Annotated in this window: 14 protein-coding genes; 3 read left to right on the top strand and 11 right to left on the bottom strand. The window is 70.0% G+C overall.

All coding sequences use genetic code 11. The features are described from left to right. Position 1: 1 nt before the first annotated feature. The 7 genes from AB1K54_RS06785 to AB1K54_RS06815 form a co-directional block, all read right to left on the bottom strand. Positions 2-865, bottom strand: a complete 864-nt coding sequence (locus AB1K54_RS06785) for a shikimate dehydrogenase (RefSeq protein ID WP_371201974.1) — start codon at positions 863-865, stop codon at positions 2-4. Then, entirely contained in the window at positions 832-2,394 is a 1,563-nt protein-coding gene (gene mltG, locus AB1K54_RS06790) for an endolytic transglycosylase MltG (RefSeq protein ID WP_371201975.1), read from the bottom strand. Before mltG ends, AB1K54_RS06785 begins: the two co-directional genes overlap by 34 nt. A gap of 151 nt (positions 2,395-2,545) precedes the next feature. After that, positions 2,546-3,019, bottom strand: coding sequence for a Holliday junction resolvase RuvX (gene ruvX / locus AB1K54_RS06795; protein WP_371201976.1), 474 nt, complete (start codon positions 3,017-3,019; stop codon positions 2,546-2,548). 10 nt (positions 3,020-3,029) lie between these two features. Continuing rightward, a complete protein-coding gene (gene alaS / locus AB1K54_RS06800; RefSeq protein ID WP_371201977.1) occupies positions 3,030-5,690 on the bottom strand; it encodes an alanine--tRNA ligase in 2,661 nt (886 codons plus the stop codon). 70 nt (positions 5,691-5,760) lie between these two features. Continuing rightward, positions 5,761-6,033: an ATPase gene (locus AB1K54_RS06805; RefSeq protein WP_371201978.1), complete on the bottom strand. Its 273-nt coding sequence runs from the start codon at positions 6,031-6,033 to the stop codon at positions 5,761-5,763. 103 nt (positions 6,034-6,136) lie between these two features. Then, on the bottom strand, positions 6,137-6,766 hold the full coding sequence (gene rpsD / locus AB1K54_RS06810; protein ID WP_371201979.1) for a 30S ribosomal protein S4: 630 nt from the start codon (positions 6,764-6,766) through the stop codon (positions 6,137-6,139). A 195-nt stretch (positions 6,767-6,961) separates the two neighbouring features. Then, a complete protein-coding gene (locus AB1K54_RS06815) occupies positions 6,962-8,239 on the bottom strand; it encodes a replication-associated recombination protein A (RefSeq protein WP_371202016.1) in 1,278 nt (425 codons plus the stop codon). 154 nt (positions 8,240-8,393) lie between these two features. Between AB1K54_RS06815 and AB1K54_RS06820 the strand changes: the two genes are divergently transcribed. The 3 genes from AB1K54_RS06820 to AB1K54_RS06830 all read left to right on the top strand — a co-directional run bounded on the left by AB1K54_RS06820 (position 8,394) and on the right by AB1K54_RS06830 (position 11,101). After that, entirely contained in the window at positions 8,394-8,708 is a 315-nt protein-coding gene (locus AB1K54_RS06820; protein ID WP_371201980.1) for a dioxygenase, read from the top strand. 480 nt (positions 8,709-9,188) lie between these two features. Next, the gene (locus tag AB1K54_RS06825; RefSeq protein WP_371202017.1) at positions 9,189-10,436 is read left to right on the top strand and encodes a DUF349 domain-containing protein; all 1,248 of its coding nucleotides are present in this window, start codon (positions 9,189-9,191) and stop codon (positions 10,434-10,436) included. Positions 10,437-10,543: 107 nt separating this feature from the next. Continuing rightward, entirely contained in the window at positions 10,544-11,101 is a 558-nt protein-coding gene (locus AB1K54_RS06830) for a type IV toxin-antitoxin system AbiEi family antitoxin (protein ID WP_371201981.1), read from the top strand. Here the strand turns inward: AB1K54_RS06830 and AB1K54_RS06835 are convergent. From AB1K54_RS06835 to AB1K54_RS06850, 4 genes are all read right to left on the bottom strand, one after another. After that, positions 11,080-13,332, bottom strand: coding sequence for a bifunctional (p)ppGpp synthetase/guanosine-3',5'-bis(diphosphate) 3'-pyrophosphohydrolase (locus AB1K54_RS06835; RefSeq protein ID WP_371201982.1), 2,253 nt, complete (start codon positions 13,330-13,332; stop codon positions 11,080-11,082). The genes AB1K54_RS06830 and AB1K54_RS06835 overlap by 22 nt on opposite strands. A 67-nt stretch (positions 13,333-13,399) precedes the next feature. Continuing rightward, positions 13,400-14,395, bottom strand: coding sequence for a protein translocase subunit SecF (gene secF / locus AB1K54_RS06840; RefSeq protein WP_371201983.1), 996 nt, complete (start codon positions 14,393-14,395; stop codon positions 13,400-13,402). Beyond that, positions 14,395-16,134, bottom strand: a complete 1,740-nt coding sequence (secD, locus tag AB1K54_RS06845) for a protein translocase subunit SecD (RefSeq protein ID WP_371201984.1) — start codon at positions 16,132-16,134, stop codon at positions 14,395-14,397. The genes secF and secD overlap by 1 nt, the downstream gene beginning before the upstream one ends. A gap of 39 nt (positions 16,135-16,173) precedes the next feature. Further along, positions 16,174-16,632: a preprotein translocase subunit YajC gene (locus tag AB1K54_RS06850; RefSeq protein ID WP_371201985.1), complete on the bottom strand. Its 459-nt coding sequence runs from the start codon at positions 16,630-16,632 to the stop codon at positions 16,174-16,176. Position 16,633: the final 1 nt, after the last annotated feature.

The raw sequence follows: 16,633 nt of genomic DNA on the forward strand, positions 1-16,633 counted from the left end.
TCTAGTCTCCCACGAGCGCCGAGCGCATCGCGGCGACCACGTCATCTTCGGCCGGCAGCACCGCGGCGGGGTCGCCCTGCGTGAAGACCCGCACCTGCAGCACGGCCTGGTGCAGCAGCATCCCGGCCCCCGTCCACGCGGTGGCACCCGCCCGCTCCCACGCCTGCGAGAGCACGGTGGGCCAGTGCCCGTAGACCACGTCGAGAAGGGGTCCGCCAGATGCCGCCAGGGCTGCGGCGGCAGCATCGGTCACCGTCGCCCCGCCCGGCAACGTCGCCACCGTGAGGTCGACCGGATCCAACCGCGGCGCGTCGAACCCGGCCGCGGTCACCGTCACGCCGAGTCGCTCGCCCAGCCCGCGCAGGGGCGTAACCGCCTCGGTGCGGCGAGCGACCACTTCGACCTCGCGCGCGCCGATCGACCAGAGCGCCACGAGGGCCGAGGTCGCCGTCGCGCCCGCCCCGACGATGCGCGCCCGCGCAGCGGCGGCTACGCCCTCCTCTGCCAGAGCGCGCACGATGCCGCCGACGTCGGTGTTGAACCCGCGTGGGCCGCCGGGTTCGAGCAGCAGGGTGTTGACGGCGCCGGTGAGCTCGGCAGAGCGGTCGCGCGTCTCGGCGGCCGCGAACGCGACGCCCTTGAGCGGCATCGTGAGCGACAGGCCGCGCCACCGCTCACCGAGGGCGGCCAGACGCGCGGCGAAGGATGCCTCGTCAACGCGCTCGCGCCCGTACTCCCAGTCCAGGCCCAGCACGCGGTACGCGGCCGCGTGCACGCGCGGCGAGATGCTGTGGTCGATCGGATCGCCCCACACCGCGAGGCGCCTGCCGGTCAGCACCCCGAGTCCGGGTGGTCGGAGCACCACGCCCGCCACTGCTCGACCGCCGCGTTGTGGTCGTCGATGTTGGAGGTGAACACCGTCTCGCCGGTGTCGAGGTTGACCGTCACGAAGTACAGCCAGTCGCCCTCGGCAGGGTTCATCGCCGCCCTGATCGCGACCTCGCCGGGGTTCGAGATCGGGCCGATCGGCAGGCCCGCGTGCACGTAGGTGTTCCACGGGTTGTCGTCGTACTGCGCCTCGTCGGTGGTGCTCACGCTGCCTGCGTGCATCTCGCCATAGCCGTACTGTGCGGTCGAGTCCATCTGCAGCAGGCCGAAGGTCTCTTGGTTGTTCGGGTCGAGCCGGTTCTGGATGACGCGCGAGACCTTCTGCATGTCGGCCTCGTACCGCGCCTCGCGCTGGATGATCGAGGCTGTCGTCAGGAGTCGCTGGCGATCGGCCTCCGGCACACCGAGGTTCCCGAGCACGTCCACGGTCTGGGTCACCAGGCGTCCGATGACGTCGCGCGCCGTTGTGCCCGGCTCGAACTCGTAGGTCGCGGGAAAGAGCCACCCCTCCAGCGGCTGCCCACCCGCCGCCGCGATGGACGGGTCGACCGACACCCCATACGCGGTCGGGTCGGCGACGGCGGCCTGGAAGTCCTCCAGCGGAATGCCGAGCGATTCCGACAGCACCGCGATCGTCTGCTCGACGGAGTACCCCTCGGGGATCGTGGCGGTGTTCTCGAGCTTGTTCGAGGGATCGAGAATCGCCGCGAGGGCCGCCTCCGACGTCATCTGCGTCTGCAGGCGAAACACGCCGGGCACGAACGGGGGGTTCTGGTCGGTGTGGATCAGATAGTCGTAGAAGGCGTCGGGCGTCTTGGTGACGCCCGCCTCGAAGAGCTTCGGCGAGATCGACTGGCCCGTGTCGCCGGGCTGGATCGTGACGAGCGCCTCACCCGTCGCCTGGCCGGGCGGGTAGTCCTTGGGCTCTTCCCACCCCATGATCTCGCGGATCTTGTCCTCGTAGGTGTTCCACACCCACAGACCGCCGGCGGTGACGCCGCCCAGGAGCACGACGACGATGCCGAGCGCGATCCACCTCCCCACGCGCCGCTTGCGCTTCTCCTTCGGCGCAGCCGCGATGCCTGAGGCAGGGGCCGCCGAGTGGTCGTCGAAGAGACTGTCGAAGGTGTCCCGCGAACGCGCGGTCGCGTCGGCCTGTATCACTGGGATGCCGCCGGTACGGCTGTACGGCAGCGCGGGCGCCGCCGCGACCTCGCCCGAGAACGGCCACGACCGTGCGGGGTCGTCGTCCTCGGCCGATCCGGTGAACACGCCGGTGGTGCGCGACGCGGCGCTGCCCGCGCCGCCGGACGCCGGTGCGCGTCCCGCCGTCTCGCCCGTCGCGGAGGCCGCCGCAGACGCGCCCGCCGGAGCCGCAGCCGCTCCCGCGGAGGCACTCGTCGAACGCGCCGCGGCCTCGGCAGCCGCCTGCCGCGCTTCGCGACGCGACATCGGAACACCGCCCGCAGCCGGGGCGGCGGGCTCCGCCGACGGGGTCGCAGTCACCGGCGCCGCCTGATCGGCAGGCTCCTCGCTGACGCCACGGCCCGGCCCGGATCCCTCTGCGGAGGCCCGTGCCACGTGCGCGCGCGGATCGGGCAGCGCGCTGAAGAGCCCCGCGAACGGATGATCGTACGGCGAAGGGGACTCTGGCATCTCAGGCGGGCTCCTCGGCCGGGTCTACGGATGTTCCGGGCGGTCGGCCGGAATTCTTCTCGACGTCGAGCGCCTGCTGAAGCAGCACGACGGCGGCGACCTGGTCAACAATGCTACGAGACGATCGCTGAGAACGCCCCGAGTCGCGCAGCGCGGCGTGCGCCGAGACGGTGCTGAGGCGTTCGTCCACGAGGCGCACAGGAGTGGCGGATGCCGCCGCCAGCGTGCCGGCGAAGTCCCGCGCGTCGGTGGTCGACGGCGTGTCGCCCCCGCTGAGGCTCAGCGGAAGACCGACGAGCACCTCGATGGGCTCGTGCTCGGCGATCAGTTCCCGAAGGCGCAGGATGGAGGCATCCCCTCGCGGCACCGTCTCGACGGGCGTGGCGAGCATGCCGTCGGGGTCGCACCGCGCGACGCCGATGCGCGCCCGCCCGACATCGATGCCGAGCCGCACACCCCTGCGGAATCCACTCATCACGCCGTTGTCACGCCGCCCCGAGCGCGTCCTTCACGGCGACCAGCGCCGCCGGCAGCGCCGCGACATCTGCTCCGCCGCCCTGCGCCACATCGTCTCGCCCGCCGCCGCCTCCGCCGAGAGCTGTCGCGGCGGCCTTGGCGAGCACGCCCGCCTTCGCACCAGCGGCGCGCGCGGCCTCGTTCGTGGCGACCACCACGACCGGCCGGCCGCCCAGGTCGGCCCCGAGCGCGACGACGGCGGCGTCCGACCCGAGCCGGTCGCGCACCTGGAGCGCGAGCGAGCGCACATCGTCGGCCGACCCCGCCGCACCGATGGACTGGGCGACCAAGCGGTGCGAACCGACCGCGGTCGCCGTCTCGACGAGCGCCGGTAGCCGCTCGGCGAGCGCCTTCGACTCGAGCGCGGCGATCTTCTTCTCGGCCGCCTTGAGGCTGGCGGTGAGCTCGGCGATGCGCGCCGGAAGCTGCTCCCGCGGCGTCTTCAGCGTCGTGGTCAGCTGCGACACGAGCGCGCGTTCGGCCGCGAGGGAGCGGAACGCGTCGAGTCCGACGAGCGCCTCGACGCGCCGGTTGGATGCCCCCACCGACGATTCGCCGACGAGGTTGATGAGCCCGACCTCGGCGCTCGAGGCGACATGCGTTCCCGCGCACAGTTCGCGCGACCACGGCCCGCCGATGTCGACCATGCGCACGGTGTCGCCGTACTTCTCGCCGAACAGCGCCATCGCACCGAGCGAGCGCGCCTCGTCGAGCGCGAGCACGCGCGTGGTCACCTCGAGGTTGTCGCGCACGGCGTTGTTGGCGATCTCCTCGATCTCGGTCTTGGTGCCGTCGGACAGTGCCTGACCCCACGAGAAGTCGAAGCGCAGGTAGCCGGCACGGTTGAGCGAGCCCGCCTGGGTCGCGGTCTTGCCGAGGGTGTCGCGCAGAGCGGCGTGCACGAGATGGGTCGCAGAGTGCGCCTGCCGCGCGGCACGGCGGTTCGCGGCATCCACCACCGTCGTCGCCGCCAGGCCCACGCCGACCTCGCCCGACACGACCTCGACCGTATGGCTCACCAGTCCCGGGACCGGCTTCTGCACGTCGAGCACGTCGAGCTCGTAGCCGGGACCGACGATGATGCCCTTGTCGGCGACCTGACCGCCCGACTCGGCGTACAGCGCCGTCTCGGCGAGGATGACCTCGGCGACCTGTCCCGCGGACGCGCGGTCGGCGGGAACGCCGTCGATGAGGATGCCGAGCACCGTCGACTCCGTCTCGAGGTCGGTGTACCCGGTGAAGACGGTCTCGCCCTTCGCCCGCAGGTCGCGGTAGACGCTCGTGTCGGCGAGCTGGCGCTTGCGCGCCCGCGCATCGGCCTTGGCCCGCGCGCGCTGCTCCTGCATGAGCGTGTCGAACGCCGCCCGGTCGACGGTGAGCCCCGCCTCCTCGGCGATCTCGAGGGTGAGATCGATCGGAAAGCCGTACGTGTCGTGCAGCAGGAACGCCTCGTCGCCGGCGACGGTGGTGCCGCCTGCGGCCTTCGTCTGCTGGAGCGACTCGTCGAGGATCGCAGATCCGGCAGCGAGTGTGCGCAGGAACGTCTCCTCCTCGGCGAGGGCGTACTGCGAGATGCGTGCCCAGTCGGCCTCGACGACGGGGTAGGCCTCCTTCATCGCGTCCCGCGACACCGCGAACAGCTCGGCGAAGGTCGGGCCCTCCACCCCGAGCAGGCGCATGGAGCGGATCGCCCGCCGCATGAGTCGGCGCAGGATGTAGCCGCGGCCGTCGTTCGACGGCGTCACGCCGTCCGCGAGCAGCATGAGCGACGAGCGCACATGGTCGGCGATCACACGGAAGCGCACATCGTCGTCGTGGTTCGCGCCGTACGTGCGACCCGACAGCTCGACCGCCTTGTCGAGCACCGGACGCACCTGGTCGGTCTCGTACATGTTGTCGACGCCCTGCTTGATGAACGCGATGCGCTCCAGGCCCATGCCGGTGTCGATGTTCTTGTTCGGGAGCTCTCCGACGACGTCGAAGTCGTACTTCGACCGCACGTTCGTGATCTCGTACTGCATGAACACGAGGTTCCAGATCTCGACGTAGCGGTCGTCGTCCGTGGCAGGACCGCCGTCGATGCCGTACGCCGGCCCGCGGTCGAAGAAGATCTCGGAGCACGGCCCGGCGGGGCCGGGAAGACCCGTGCTCCAGTAGTTGGTGTCCTTGCCGAGGCGCTGGATGCGCTCCTCGGGCAGATCGGTCAGGCGCAGCCACAGGTCGTGCGCCTCGTCGTCCTCTTCGTAGACCGTGACCCACAGGTCCTTCGGGTCGAACGCGAGTCCGCCGTCGGCCTCGCTCGAGGTGAGCAGCTCCCATGCGAAGCGGATCGCGCCCTCTTTGAAGTAGTCGCCGAACGACCAGTTGCCGAGCATCTGGAAGAACGTGCCGTGCCGCGGCGTCTTGCCGACCTCTTCGATGTCGTTGGTGCGGATGCACTTCTGGTTGTCCGCCGCGCGCGCGTAGGGCGCGGGGACATCGCCCGACAGATACGGGATGAACGGCACCATGCCCGCGACGGTGAACAGCAGCGCCGGGTCGTCGGTCACCAGCGATGCCGACGGCACGATCGTGTGGCCGTTCTTCTCGAAATAGGCGAGGTAGCGCTGAGCGATCTCGGCGGTCTTCATGTCGGATTGTCCTCGGGGGGCGAGCGGATCCGGCCCGCGCGGGCGCGGGCAGGGAGGATGGTTCGGTGGGTCAGTCGGCGAGCTTCTCAGCGGCGTCCACGACATCGGATGCGGCGGCCTTGGCCTGGCCGACGACGCCGGCGGCGCCTTCGGCCACCGCATCGGCGAGCCCGGAGAATCGCGCTTCCTGCTCGCGGTAGGCGTTGCTCATGCGATCAGTGAACTCGGTGATGCGCGAGTCGAGCTCGGCGAGCGCCTCGCGACCGCGGGGGTCTTTGTTGACGAGATGTGCCAGAACGAAGCCGCCTGCGATCCCGAAGACGAACCACAGCAGATTCTTCATTTCAGCACTCCTTCGCCACTGTCGGGCATCTGTCCATCGTAGCCAGAAAGCAGGAGGGCGCCGGGGGTGAACCCCCGACGCCCTCCGGTGCGTGCTGTGTGTCCTATCGGGCGGCGTAGTACTCGACGACGAGCTGGACGTCGCAGACGACCGGGACCTCGGCGCGCTTGGGCCGACGCGCCAGGCGCGCCTGCAGCTTGTCGAGCTCGACCTCGAGGTAGCTCGGAACCGGCGGCAGAACCTCGGCGTGACCGCCCAGGGCTGCGACCTGGAAGGGCTCGAGGCCCTCGCTCTTGGCCTTGACGTGGATGAGCTGGCCGGGCTTCACGCGGAACGACGGGCGGTCGACGAGCTGGCCGTCGACGAGGATGTGACGGTGCACGACGAGCTGGCGGGCCTGCGCGGTGGTGCGGGCGAAGCCGGCGCGCAGCACGAGGGCGTCCAGGCGCATCTCGAGCAGCTCGACCAGGTTCTCACCGGTCAGGCCGTCCTTGCGGCGGGCCTCGTTGAACGTGTTGCGCATCTGCTTCTCGCGGATGCCGTACTGCTCGCGCAGACGCTGCTTCTCACGAAGGCGCACGGCGTAGTCGCTGTCGGCCTTGCGCTTGGTGCGGCCGTGCTCGCCCGGAGCGTACGGACGCTTCTCGAGGTAGCGGGCGGCCTTGGGGGTCAGCGCGACGCCGAGCGCGCGCGACAGGCGGACCTTGCGGCGGTCCTGGGACTTCGTAGCCACGAAGTGTTCCTTCCGATGACGTGGACGTGTCTTTCACGACTCACGGACGTATCTCCGTCTCCTCGCCCTGTCCGGACTGCACGCCGGGGCATGCCGGAAGGTCGGTCAAGAAGAGAGGGGATGCCCGAAAACTCCGTTTCGAGCCGGTCAAGTCTATCAGACCGGCGATTCTGGGCCGTCGCCGCGGGAGGAGCCTCACTCGGACCCGAGGATGCGCCGGATCTTCTCGAGCCGCGCCTGGATGTCTCGCTCCTGTCCGCGGCCGGTGGGCTGGTAGTAGCGCTTGCCCCGAAGTTCGTCGGGAAGATACTGCTGCGCGGCCACGCCGACGTCGAGGTCGTGCGGATACACGTAGCCTTTGCCGTGCCCGAGCCGCTTCGCCCCCGGGTAGTGGGCGTCGCGAAGGTGCACCGGCACGCGCCCGAAGCCGCCCGCGCGCACGTCCGCGATCGCGGCGTCGATCGCCGTGTACGCCGCGTTGGACTTGGCGGTCGTCGCCAGGTACGCCGTCGCCTCGGCGAGCGGGATGCGGCCCTCGGGCATGCCGATCAGCTGTACCGCGTCGGCGGCGGCGACCGCGATCGGCAGCGCCTGGGGGTCGGCGAGGCCGATGTCCTCGGCGGCCGAGATGATGAGGCGGCGGGCGATGAACCGCGGGTCCTCCCCCGCCTCGACCATGCGCGCGAGGTAGTGCATCGCGGCGTCGACGTCCGACCCGCGGATCGACTTGATGAACGCACTGATCACGTCGTAGTGCTCGTCGCCCTGCCGGTCGTAGCGCAGCAGCGCCCGGTCGACGGCCTGCGCCACGCCGTCGGCCGTGATCACCGGCGCGGCGCCGTCTTCTTCGGGCAGGGCGATGGATGCCGCAGCCTCAAGTGCGGTGAGAGCGCGGCGCGCGTCGCCCGATGCGAGCCGGATCAAGGCGGCCCTCGCCTCCGGCTCGAGGTCGACCGCTCCGGCCAGGCCCCGGGCATCGGTGAGCGCGCGATCGATCAGCATCCCGAGATCGTCGTCGGTGAGCGGGCGCAGCGTGAGCAGGAGCGAGCGCGAGAGCAGGGGCGAGATGACCGAGAACGAGGGGTTCTCGGTCGTCGCGGCGATGAGCACCACCCAGCCGTTCTCGACGCCCGGCAGCAGCGCGTCCTGCTGCGCTTTCGTGAAGCGGTGGATCTCATCGAGGAACAGGATCGTCGACACGCCGTAGAGGTCGCGCTGCGTCAGCGCCTCCTGCATGACCTCGCGCACGTCGCGAACTCCGGCGGTGACCGCCGAGAGCTCGACGAACCGGCGCTGCGACGAGCGCGCGATCGCCTGCGCGAGCGTCGTCTTGCCGGTGCCGGGCGGACCCCACAGGATCACCGACGACGCCGCGCGGGCCGAGGCATCCGCCGTCGCCAGCGTGACCAGGGGCGAGCCCGGCCGCAGCAGGTGGGACTGCCCGGCGACCTCGTCGAGCGAGGTCGGCCTCATGCGCACGGCCAGAGGCGTCTGACCCTGGAAGAGAGCTGCCGGCGAAGTCACGCCACAAGGCTAGCCCCGGCCGACGACGTGGGCGGTTTGGCCGGGTCGCGTGCAGTTTGTAGGATCGTCCCGGCCCGGAGCATCCGGGGGCGAAGGAGGTCCCGTGGCTACGGGCAAGCAACGCGATGCGCGCGCGGCGCGTGAGCGCGCACGGCTCTACCAGGCGCGTCAGCAATTCCATGACGGCCGCGCCAAGCGGCGCACGCGCGACAACCTGATCGCCGCGATCGGCGGCGGTGCGTTGATCCTGGCCGTGGTCGGCGGACAGGTCGCCTACTTCACCCTGGGCCCCGGCGCACCCGAGCCGGCACCCAGCGCGACGCCGACCCCGACGCCGACCTCGACGATGGATGCCCCGGCCACCCCGACGCCGGACGATTCCGTCGAGCCCGCCCCCGAGACGACGCCCACCCCGTGAGCGAGCGGCCCGCCGTACTAGGCTTGGGCCGTCCTTACCCCCGCAGGCGGCGCATGCCGCATTGAGGTGCATCCCGTGACTTCCGCAGCCGAGTCCACTCCCCGCAACACCGACGAGACCATCGAGGCCGACACGGCCGTGACCGAGGCCGAAGCGCCCGACGCGGCAGCCCCCGAGGCCGTGACCGAGGCCGAAGCGACCGAGGCAGACGCGACCGAGGGCGAGACCCCCGTCGCCGCCGAGGCGCAGGCGTCTGGGGCCGAGGCCGTTGACGCACAGCCGCAGCCCGGGCCCGCGGCGGCCGACGAGCCCGTTGCCGCCCAGCCCGAGACGCCCGCATCCGAGGAGACCCCCGCGTCCGAGGCAGAAGCCGACGCCGCTGGCGCGACCCCGATCAAGACACCGACCCCGACGCCCGGCCCCGCCCCGACGCCGCTGGCGATCCCGCTGCCGAAGCCTCCCGCACGGCGCCACGCGCCGGTGACCGAGTCGGCGCACGCCCCCGCCGAGCCGTGGGGTCGCGTCGACGACGACGGCACCGTGTCGGTCCGCGAGGGCGTCGAGTGGCGCGTGGTCGGCCAGTACCCGGACGGCACCCGCGAAGAGGCACTCGCCTACTTCGAGCGCAAGTACGCCGATCTGGCCAGCGAGGTGGCGCTGCTCGAAGTGCGTCACCGGGGCGGGGGCGCGTCAGCGTCCGATCTGCGGGCAGCGGCACGGCTGGTGCACGACAAGATCGACGGCGCCGCCGCTGTCGGCGACCTCGCCTCGCTCCTGGCGCGCGTCGAGGCCCTCACCGACGAACTCTCGGCGGCGACGGCGAGCGAGGCCGCCGCACAGCGCGAGGCGGTCGATGAGGCGCTGCGTGCGAGGACCGTGCTGGTCGAGAAGGCCGAGGCCCTCGCGGCGCGCGACCCGCGCTCGATCCAGTGGAAGCAGGTCTCGGCCGAGATCGCCGAGCTGTTCGACCAGTGGCAGTCACAGCAGCAGCACGGTCCGCGCCTGCCCAAGTCGACGGCGCAGCAGTTGTGGAAGCGATTCCGTGACGCCCGCGCGACGCTCGACAAGCACCGTCGCGAGTTCTACTCGCAGCTCGACGAAGCCCACAAGTCGGTCCGCGACCAGAAGTCGCGCCTCGTCGAGCGTGCCGAAGCCCTCGCCTCCCGCGGCGAGGATGGGATCGCCGCCTATCGCGAGCTCCTCGACCAGTGGAAGACGGCCGGCCGCGCCGGCAAGAAGGCCGACGACGCACTGTGGGCCCGCTTCAAGGCTGCGGGCGACGTGCTCTATGGCGCACGCGGTGAGCGCGAGGCCGCCGAGGCCGAGGCATCCCGCGAGAAGATCGAGCAGCGACGCGAGCTGCTGGCCGAGGCCAAGGCCGTGCAGGACGAGCGCGATCTCGCCAAGGCGCGGAGCCTGCTCACGGGCATCCAGCGCCGCTGGGACGACCTCGGCCGCATCTTCCCGCGCGACGTCGAGCGCTCGCTCGATGACGAGCTGCGCAAGATCGAGCAGGCGCTGCGCGCCCGCGAGGACGCCGACTGGAAGAGCAACAACCCCGAGACCAAGGCGCGCGCCAACGATATGACGCGCCAGCTCACCGACGCGATCGAGAAGCTCGAAGCCGAGCTCGCCGCGGCAGAGAAGGCCGGCGACAAGAAGGCGGCAGCCCAGGCTGCCGAGGCGCTCGACGCCCGCCGCGCCTGGCTCAAGGCCCTCGGCGCCTGATCACCTCGTGAGCGGGGAGGAGCCCACTGCTTCGCCCCGCTCACGCAGTTGTCCACAGCATCCGTCGATGAGCGGATGCCGCGTCACGCTCACGGCAGACTCGTGTCGTGCCCTCGCCCTTCCTGTACTTTCCTGACGAGCGACTCTCCCCCGCCGAGCTCTCGGCCGCGTGTCTCGACGGTCACCTCGTCGGACTCGGCGACGCGTACATCCCCGCGGACGCCGTCGAGACGGCCGCGCTTCGCGCCGGGTCGCTGGGTTCCACGCTCGGCGACACGCTCGCCGCGACGCACCTGAGCGCCGCGTGGATCCACGGGGCGCTGCACGAGCCGCCGGCGCGGCACACGGTGCAGCGCGCCGTCGCACGCCGCCTGCATCCGATCCTGGGACGCCACCTGGTCTATCGCGATCTCTCGGTCGACCCAGCCGACCTCGTCCGCATCGGCGGCTGCCTGGTGACCACACCCGCACGCACGCTCGCCGATCTCGTCCGCATCGGCGATCTGCTGCACGACCGCGCCGCCCACAGCGTGAGCCGCCTGCAGCCGCACCTGGCTGACGAGGCCCTCGCGTGGTACCTCGAACACCCTCGCATGCCCGGCAAGCGACGGGCGATCGCGCTTCTCGAGCAGCTGTGCCAGGGTCAGGACGAGGTCACGCGGTAGACGTCGTAGACGGCGTCGATGCGGCGCACCGCGTTGAGCACGCGGTCGAGGTGGACGGTGTCGCCCATCTCGAAGACGAACCGGCTGAGCGCCAGGCGGTCATTGGTCGTCGACACGGTCGCCGAGAGAATGTTCACGTGGTGCTCGCTGAGCACGCGGGTCACGTCGCTCAGCAGGCCCGCGCGATCGAGCGCCTCGACCTGGATCTGCACCAGGAAGACGCTCTTGGTCGTCGGCGCCCAGGTGACGTCGATGAGCCGCTCCGGGTCTTGCTTGAGAGACTTGACGTTCGTGCAGTCGGCGCGGTGCACCGACACGCCGCTGCCCCGCGTCACGAAGCCCACGATCTCATCGCCGGGCACGGGCGTGCAGCACTTGGCGAGCTTCACTAGGATGTCGGGCGCGCCGCGCACCAGGACGCCGGAGTCGCCGCCGCGCGGTGCCCGCGAGCGGCCGACCTGCGGCAGGTCGATGGGCCCGGTCGTGGTGTCGTTCGCGCTGACGAGCGCCGTCACCTTCTCGATCACCGACTGCGTCGACACATGGCCTTCGCCGACGGCCGCGTACAGCGCAGAGACGTCCTCATAGCGCAGCTGATGGGCGACCTCGCTGAACGAGTCCTGGTTCATGAGGCGCTGCAGCGGCAGGTTCTGGCGGCGCATCGCGCGGGCGATGGCCTCCTTGCCCTGCTCGATCGCCTCCTCGCGACGCTCCTTCGTGAACCAGCCGCGGATCTTGTTGCGCGCGCGGGTGCTCTTGACGAAGCCGAGCCAGTCCTGGCTGGGTCCGGCATCCGGATTCTTCGACGTGAACACCTCGACGACTTCGCCGCTCTTGAGCTCGCTCTCGAGCGGCACAAGGCGCCCGTTCACCTTCGCGCCCATCGTGCGGTGGCCGATCTCGGTGTGCACCGCGTACGCGAAGTCCACGGGGGTGGCGCCCGCCGGCAGGCCGATCACGCGACCCTTCGGGGTGAAGACGTAGACCTCCTTCGCGCCGATCTCGAACCGCAGCGAGTCGAGGAACTCACCGGGATCGGCCGTCTCGGCCTGCCAGTCCGAGATGTGCGCGAGCCATGCCATGTCGGTGTCGAGCGACTTGGCGTCGGGCTTGCCGCCGTTCATGCGCTCTTTGTACTTCCAGTGCGCGGCCACGCCGTACTCGGCCTGCTGATGCATCTCGTTGGTGCGGATCTGGATCTCGACGGTGCGCCCGCCGGGACCGATCACCGTCGTGTGCAGCGACTGGTAGAGGTTGAACTTCGGCGTGGCGATGTAGTCCTTGAACCTGCCGGGAAGCGGCGTCCACCGCGCGTGGATCGAGCCCAGCACCGCGTAGCAGTCGCGCACGCTGTTCACGAGCACGCGGATGCCGATGAGATCGTAGATGTCGTCGAACTCGCGGCCGCGCACCACCATCTTCTGGTACACCGAGTACAGCTGCTTCGGGCGGCCCATCACCCGCCCGCGGATGCGCAGTTCGCGCAGATCTGCATCCACCGACTCGATCACGTTCTGCACGTACTGCTCGCGCTGCGGCGTGCGCTGCTTGACCAAGCTGTCGATCTCGGCGTACAGCTTGGGCTGCAGCACCGCGAACGAGAGGTCTTCGAGCTCGGACTTGATCGCCTGGATGCCGAGCCGATGCGCCAGCGGCGCGTAGATCTCGAGGGTTTCGGTCGCCTTCTTCTTCGCCTTCTCGGGAGGCACGAACCCCCACGTGCGGGCGTTGTGCAGGCGATCGGCGAGCTTGATCACGAGCACCCGGATGTCTTTGGACATCGCGACGATCATCTTGCGGACCGTTTCGGCCTGCGCGCTCTCTCCGTACTTGACCTTGTCGAGCTTGGTGACGCCGTCGACGAGCATCGCGACCTCGTCGCCGAACTCGACGGCGAGCGTCTCGAGCGGGTACCCGGTGTCCTCCACCGTGTCGTGCAGCAGCGCGCCGGCGATCGCCTTCGGCCCGAGCCCCAGGTCGGCGAGGATCTGCGCCACGGCGAGGGGGTGGGTGATGTAGGGCTCGCCGCTCTGCCGCGTCTGACCGGAGTGCGCCTTCTCGGCCACCGTGTAGGCGCGCTCGATGATCGTGAGATCGCCCTTGGGGTGGTGCGTGCGCACCGTCCGCAGCAGCTGCTCGACGTCGTCGCGTCGCGCCGACCGCGAGAAGATCCGCGGCACGAGCCGGCGCAGGGAGGAGGACTGGGCGGCAGAGGGCGCGGTCTCGGTCATCGCGATCGCTCCCCTCCGCTGAGTTCCACAATCCTACGCCCGCGCCGGACCGCGTCCGCGCGGAGCCTCAGCCGACCGGGACGCCCGCCTTCTCCCGCGCCGCCAGTGTGCGCTCGTCGCGCGCCTTGATCGCCGGCTCGTTCTCACGGAACAGCGAGTACAGCGGTGCGGCCACGAAGATCGTCGAGTACGCGGCCACGATCGTTCCCACGAAGATCGACAGCGAGATGTCGGTGAGCGTCTGCGCGCCGAGCCACAGCGCGCCGATGAACAGGATGGCACCCGTGGGCAGGATCGCCACGACGGTGGTGTTGATCGAGCGCACCAGCGTCTGGTTCACCGCCAGGTTGACGGACTCGCCGAACGTGCGACCCGACACCTCGCCGTCCTCGGCCGTGTTCTCGCGGATCTTGTCGAAGACGACGGTCGTGTCGTAGAGGGCGTAAGAGAGGATCGTCAGGAAGCCGATGACGGCCGCCGGCGAGATCTCGAACCCGAACAGCGCATACACGCCGACAGTGATCACGAGCACGTCGACCAGGCCGACGATGGCCGAGACCGACATCTTCCACGTGCGGAAGTACAGCGCGAGGATGATGAAGGTCAGCGCGAGGAAGATCGCCAGGCCCCACAGCGACTGCCGTGTGACGTCCTCACCCCAGCTCGGGCCGATGAACGAGGTCGTGACCTCGCTCTCGGGCACGCTGTACGCGTCGGCGAGGGCGACCGTGACGTCGCGGGTCTGCTCGGGCGAGAGCTGGTCGGTCTGCACACGCACGTTGGTCTCGCCGACCGTGGTGACCTTGGTGGTCGCATCCGGGACGACAGACTGCACGGCCCTGGTCGCGACGGACTGGTCGATGGGCGCCTCGATGCCGCTCACGGTGAACTGCGAGCCGCCCGTGAACTCGATCGAGAACTGGATCGGACGAATCAGCGGCACCAACGCCGAGCCGATGACGAGGATCGCGGCGATCAGGAACCACAGCCGACGACGCCCGATGAACGGAAGCGAGGTCTTGCCGGAATAGAGGTCGTTGCCGACCTGGCTCATGGAGCGCATCAGTCGTCTCCCCCCTTCGACGAGCTGGGCGTTCGTTTCGCGTCGCCCGCACCGGCTGCCGCGAGCTCCGCCTGCTTGCGTTCGGCAATGGTCTGACGCCGTTCGGCCTCACCGCGCGACTTCGACGCGCGGCGATCGGCGGCCGTGCGACCGGAGGCGGCGACCGGAGCGCGGAACTGCGCACGACCGCGATAGACCGCACCCAGCGCTTCGGGATCCATGCCGGAGAGCGGATGCCCCGACCCGAAGAACTTCGTGCGCGCGAGCAGCTGCATCACCGGGTGGGTGAACAGGATGAAGATCAGCACGTCGATCACGGTGGTCAGTCCCAGCGTGAACGCGAAGCCCTTCACCGTGGCATCCGCCAGGATGTACAGCACGACCGCGGCGAGCACGTTGATCGACTTCGAGATGTAGATCGTGCGCTTCGCGCGACCCCAGCCGTCCTCGACGGCGCCGGTGATCGACTTGCCGTCGCGCAACTCGTCTCTGATGCGTTCGAAGTAGACGATGAACGAATCGGCCGTGAAGCCGATCGACACGATCAGACCCGCGACGCCGGCCAGCGACAGGCGGAACCCCATGCGCCACGCCAGGATGCAGATCGCGACGTACGTGATCACACCCATCACCAGCAGCGACGCGATGATGACGAAGCCCAGCGCGCGGTAGACGATGAGCGAATAGATCGCCACGAGCGCGAGACCGATGAGCCCCGCGATGAGGCCGATCTGCAGCTGCTGCGCGCCGAGGGTCGCCGAGATCGTGTCGGAGCTGACGACCTCGAAGCTCAGCGGCAGCGCACCATACTTGAGCTGGTCGGCGAGCACCTTCGCCGTCTCTTGAGTGAAGCTGCCGGTGATGCTCGGGTCGCCACCCGTGATCACCTGGTTCATCACCGGCGCGGTCAGCACGTACCCGTCGAGGACGAACGCGAACTGGTTCCGCGGCGAGTCAGCGCCGTAGAGTCGCTGGCTGATCTCTCCGAAGATGCGGGTGCCCTCGTCGTCGAACCTCAGGTTGACGGCCCAGCGGCCGTCGTTCTGCTGCAGGCCGAAGGTGGCGTCGCTGATCGACGAGCCGTCGAGCTCGACCGGGCCGAGGAGATACCTGTACGTGTGGGCGGCGTCACACGTGATGAGCGGCTGGTCGGCGGGCGCGTTCGCCGGGTCGTTGGCGGGATCGGCGCAGTCGTATGCGAGGAACTCCGCCTGCAGTGCCGGCGTGATCCACGCGATGTCGCTGCCGTCGGTGGGCTGAGTGGTCGGCGTCGACTCCAGCGTCGGGTCGGGCGTTGGGTACGGCGTGCGCTCGCCGTCCTGCCCCACGAAGTCGGTGGCCGGCTGACTTGCGACGAGCACAGCGCGCAACTGCAGCTGGGCGGCCGACTCGATGCGGTTGCGCGTCTCCTCGTCGGCCTGGCCGGGAATCTGCACGACGATCTGGTTGCCCGACTGCGTCGCGATGTCGGCCTCGCCGACGCCCGAGGCGTCGACGCGCTGGCGGATGATCGTCGCCGCCTGGTTCATCTGCTCCGGCGTCGGGTCGGTGCCATCGACCGTCTTGGCCTGCAGCACGATCTGCGTGCCGCCCTGCAGATCAAGAGCCAGTTCAGGCGTCCAGGAGCTCTTGCTGAAGACGTACACGCCCAGCGCGTTGACGCCGAACAGCAATGCGATGACGACGAGCAGACCGGTCAGGGCACGCCAGGCGTGCCGGACAGGAGTCGATGTGGCCACGAGGGGTCAGCTTTCTCGGGGTGCCCTAGGGCATGGGTGTCAGGCGTTGGGCTTCGAAGTCGGGTCGGTGTCGTCCGCGTCGCCCTCGCCGGCCGCGCGCTTGCGGTCGTCGCTGATCGAGCTGATCTCGCCGTTGGCGACACCCTCGGCGTACTCGGCGTGGCTCTCTTCGGACTCGAGGAACTCGTCTTCGGTGACGGCGCCCTCCTTGGAGTCGACCACGCGCAGGATCGCCTGGCTGTGCACGCGGATCTGCACACCCGGCGCGAGCTCGACGATCGCCGGCTGGTCGAGGTTCTGCGCGTCGTAGCTCACGATCGTGCCGTACAGACCCCCCTGCAGCAGCACCTCGGCGCCGGGCACGGTCTGCTGCGCCTTCGCCTCCTGCTCGGCCTTCTGCTTCTGCATGCGACGACGCGAGCTCCAGAACATGAAGACCAGCAGGACGACGAGCAGAAGGATGAGCCCGTACTGGTTGAAGAACGTCGCGAAGTCCATG

Source organism: Microbacterium sp. BWT-B31 (assembly GCF_041379855.1).
Classification (GTDB): Bacteria; Actinomycetota; Actinomycetes; order Actinomycetales; family Microbacteriaceae; genus Microbacterium.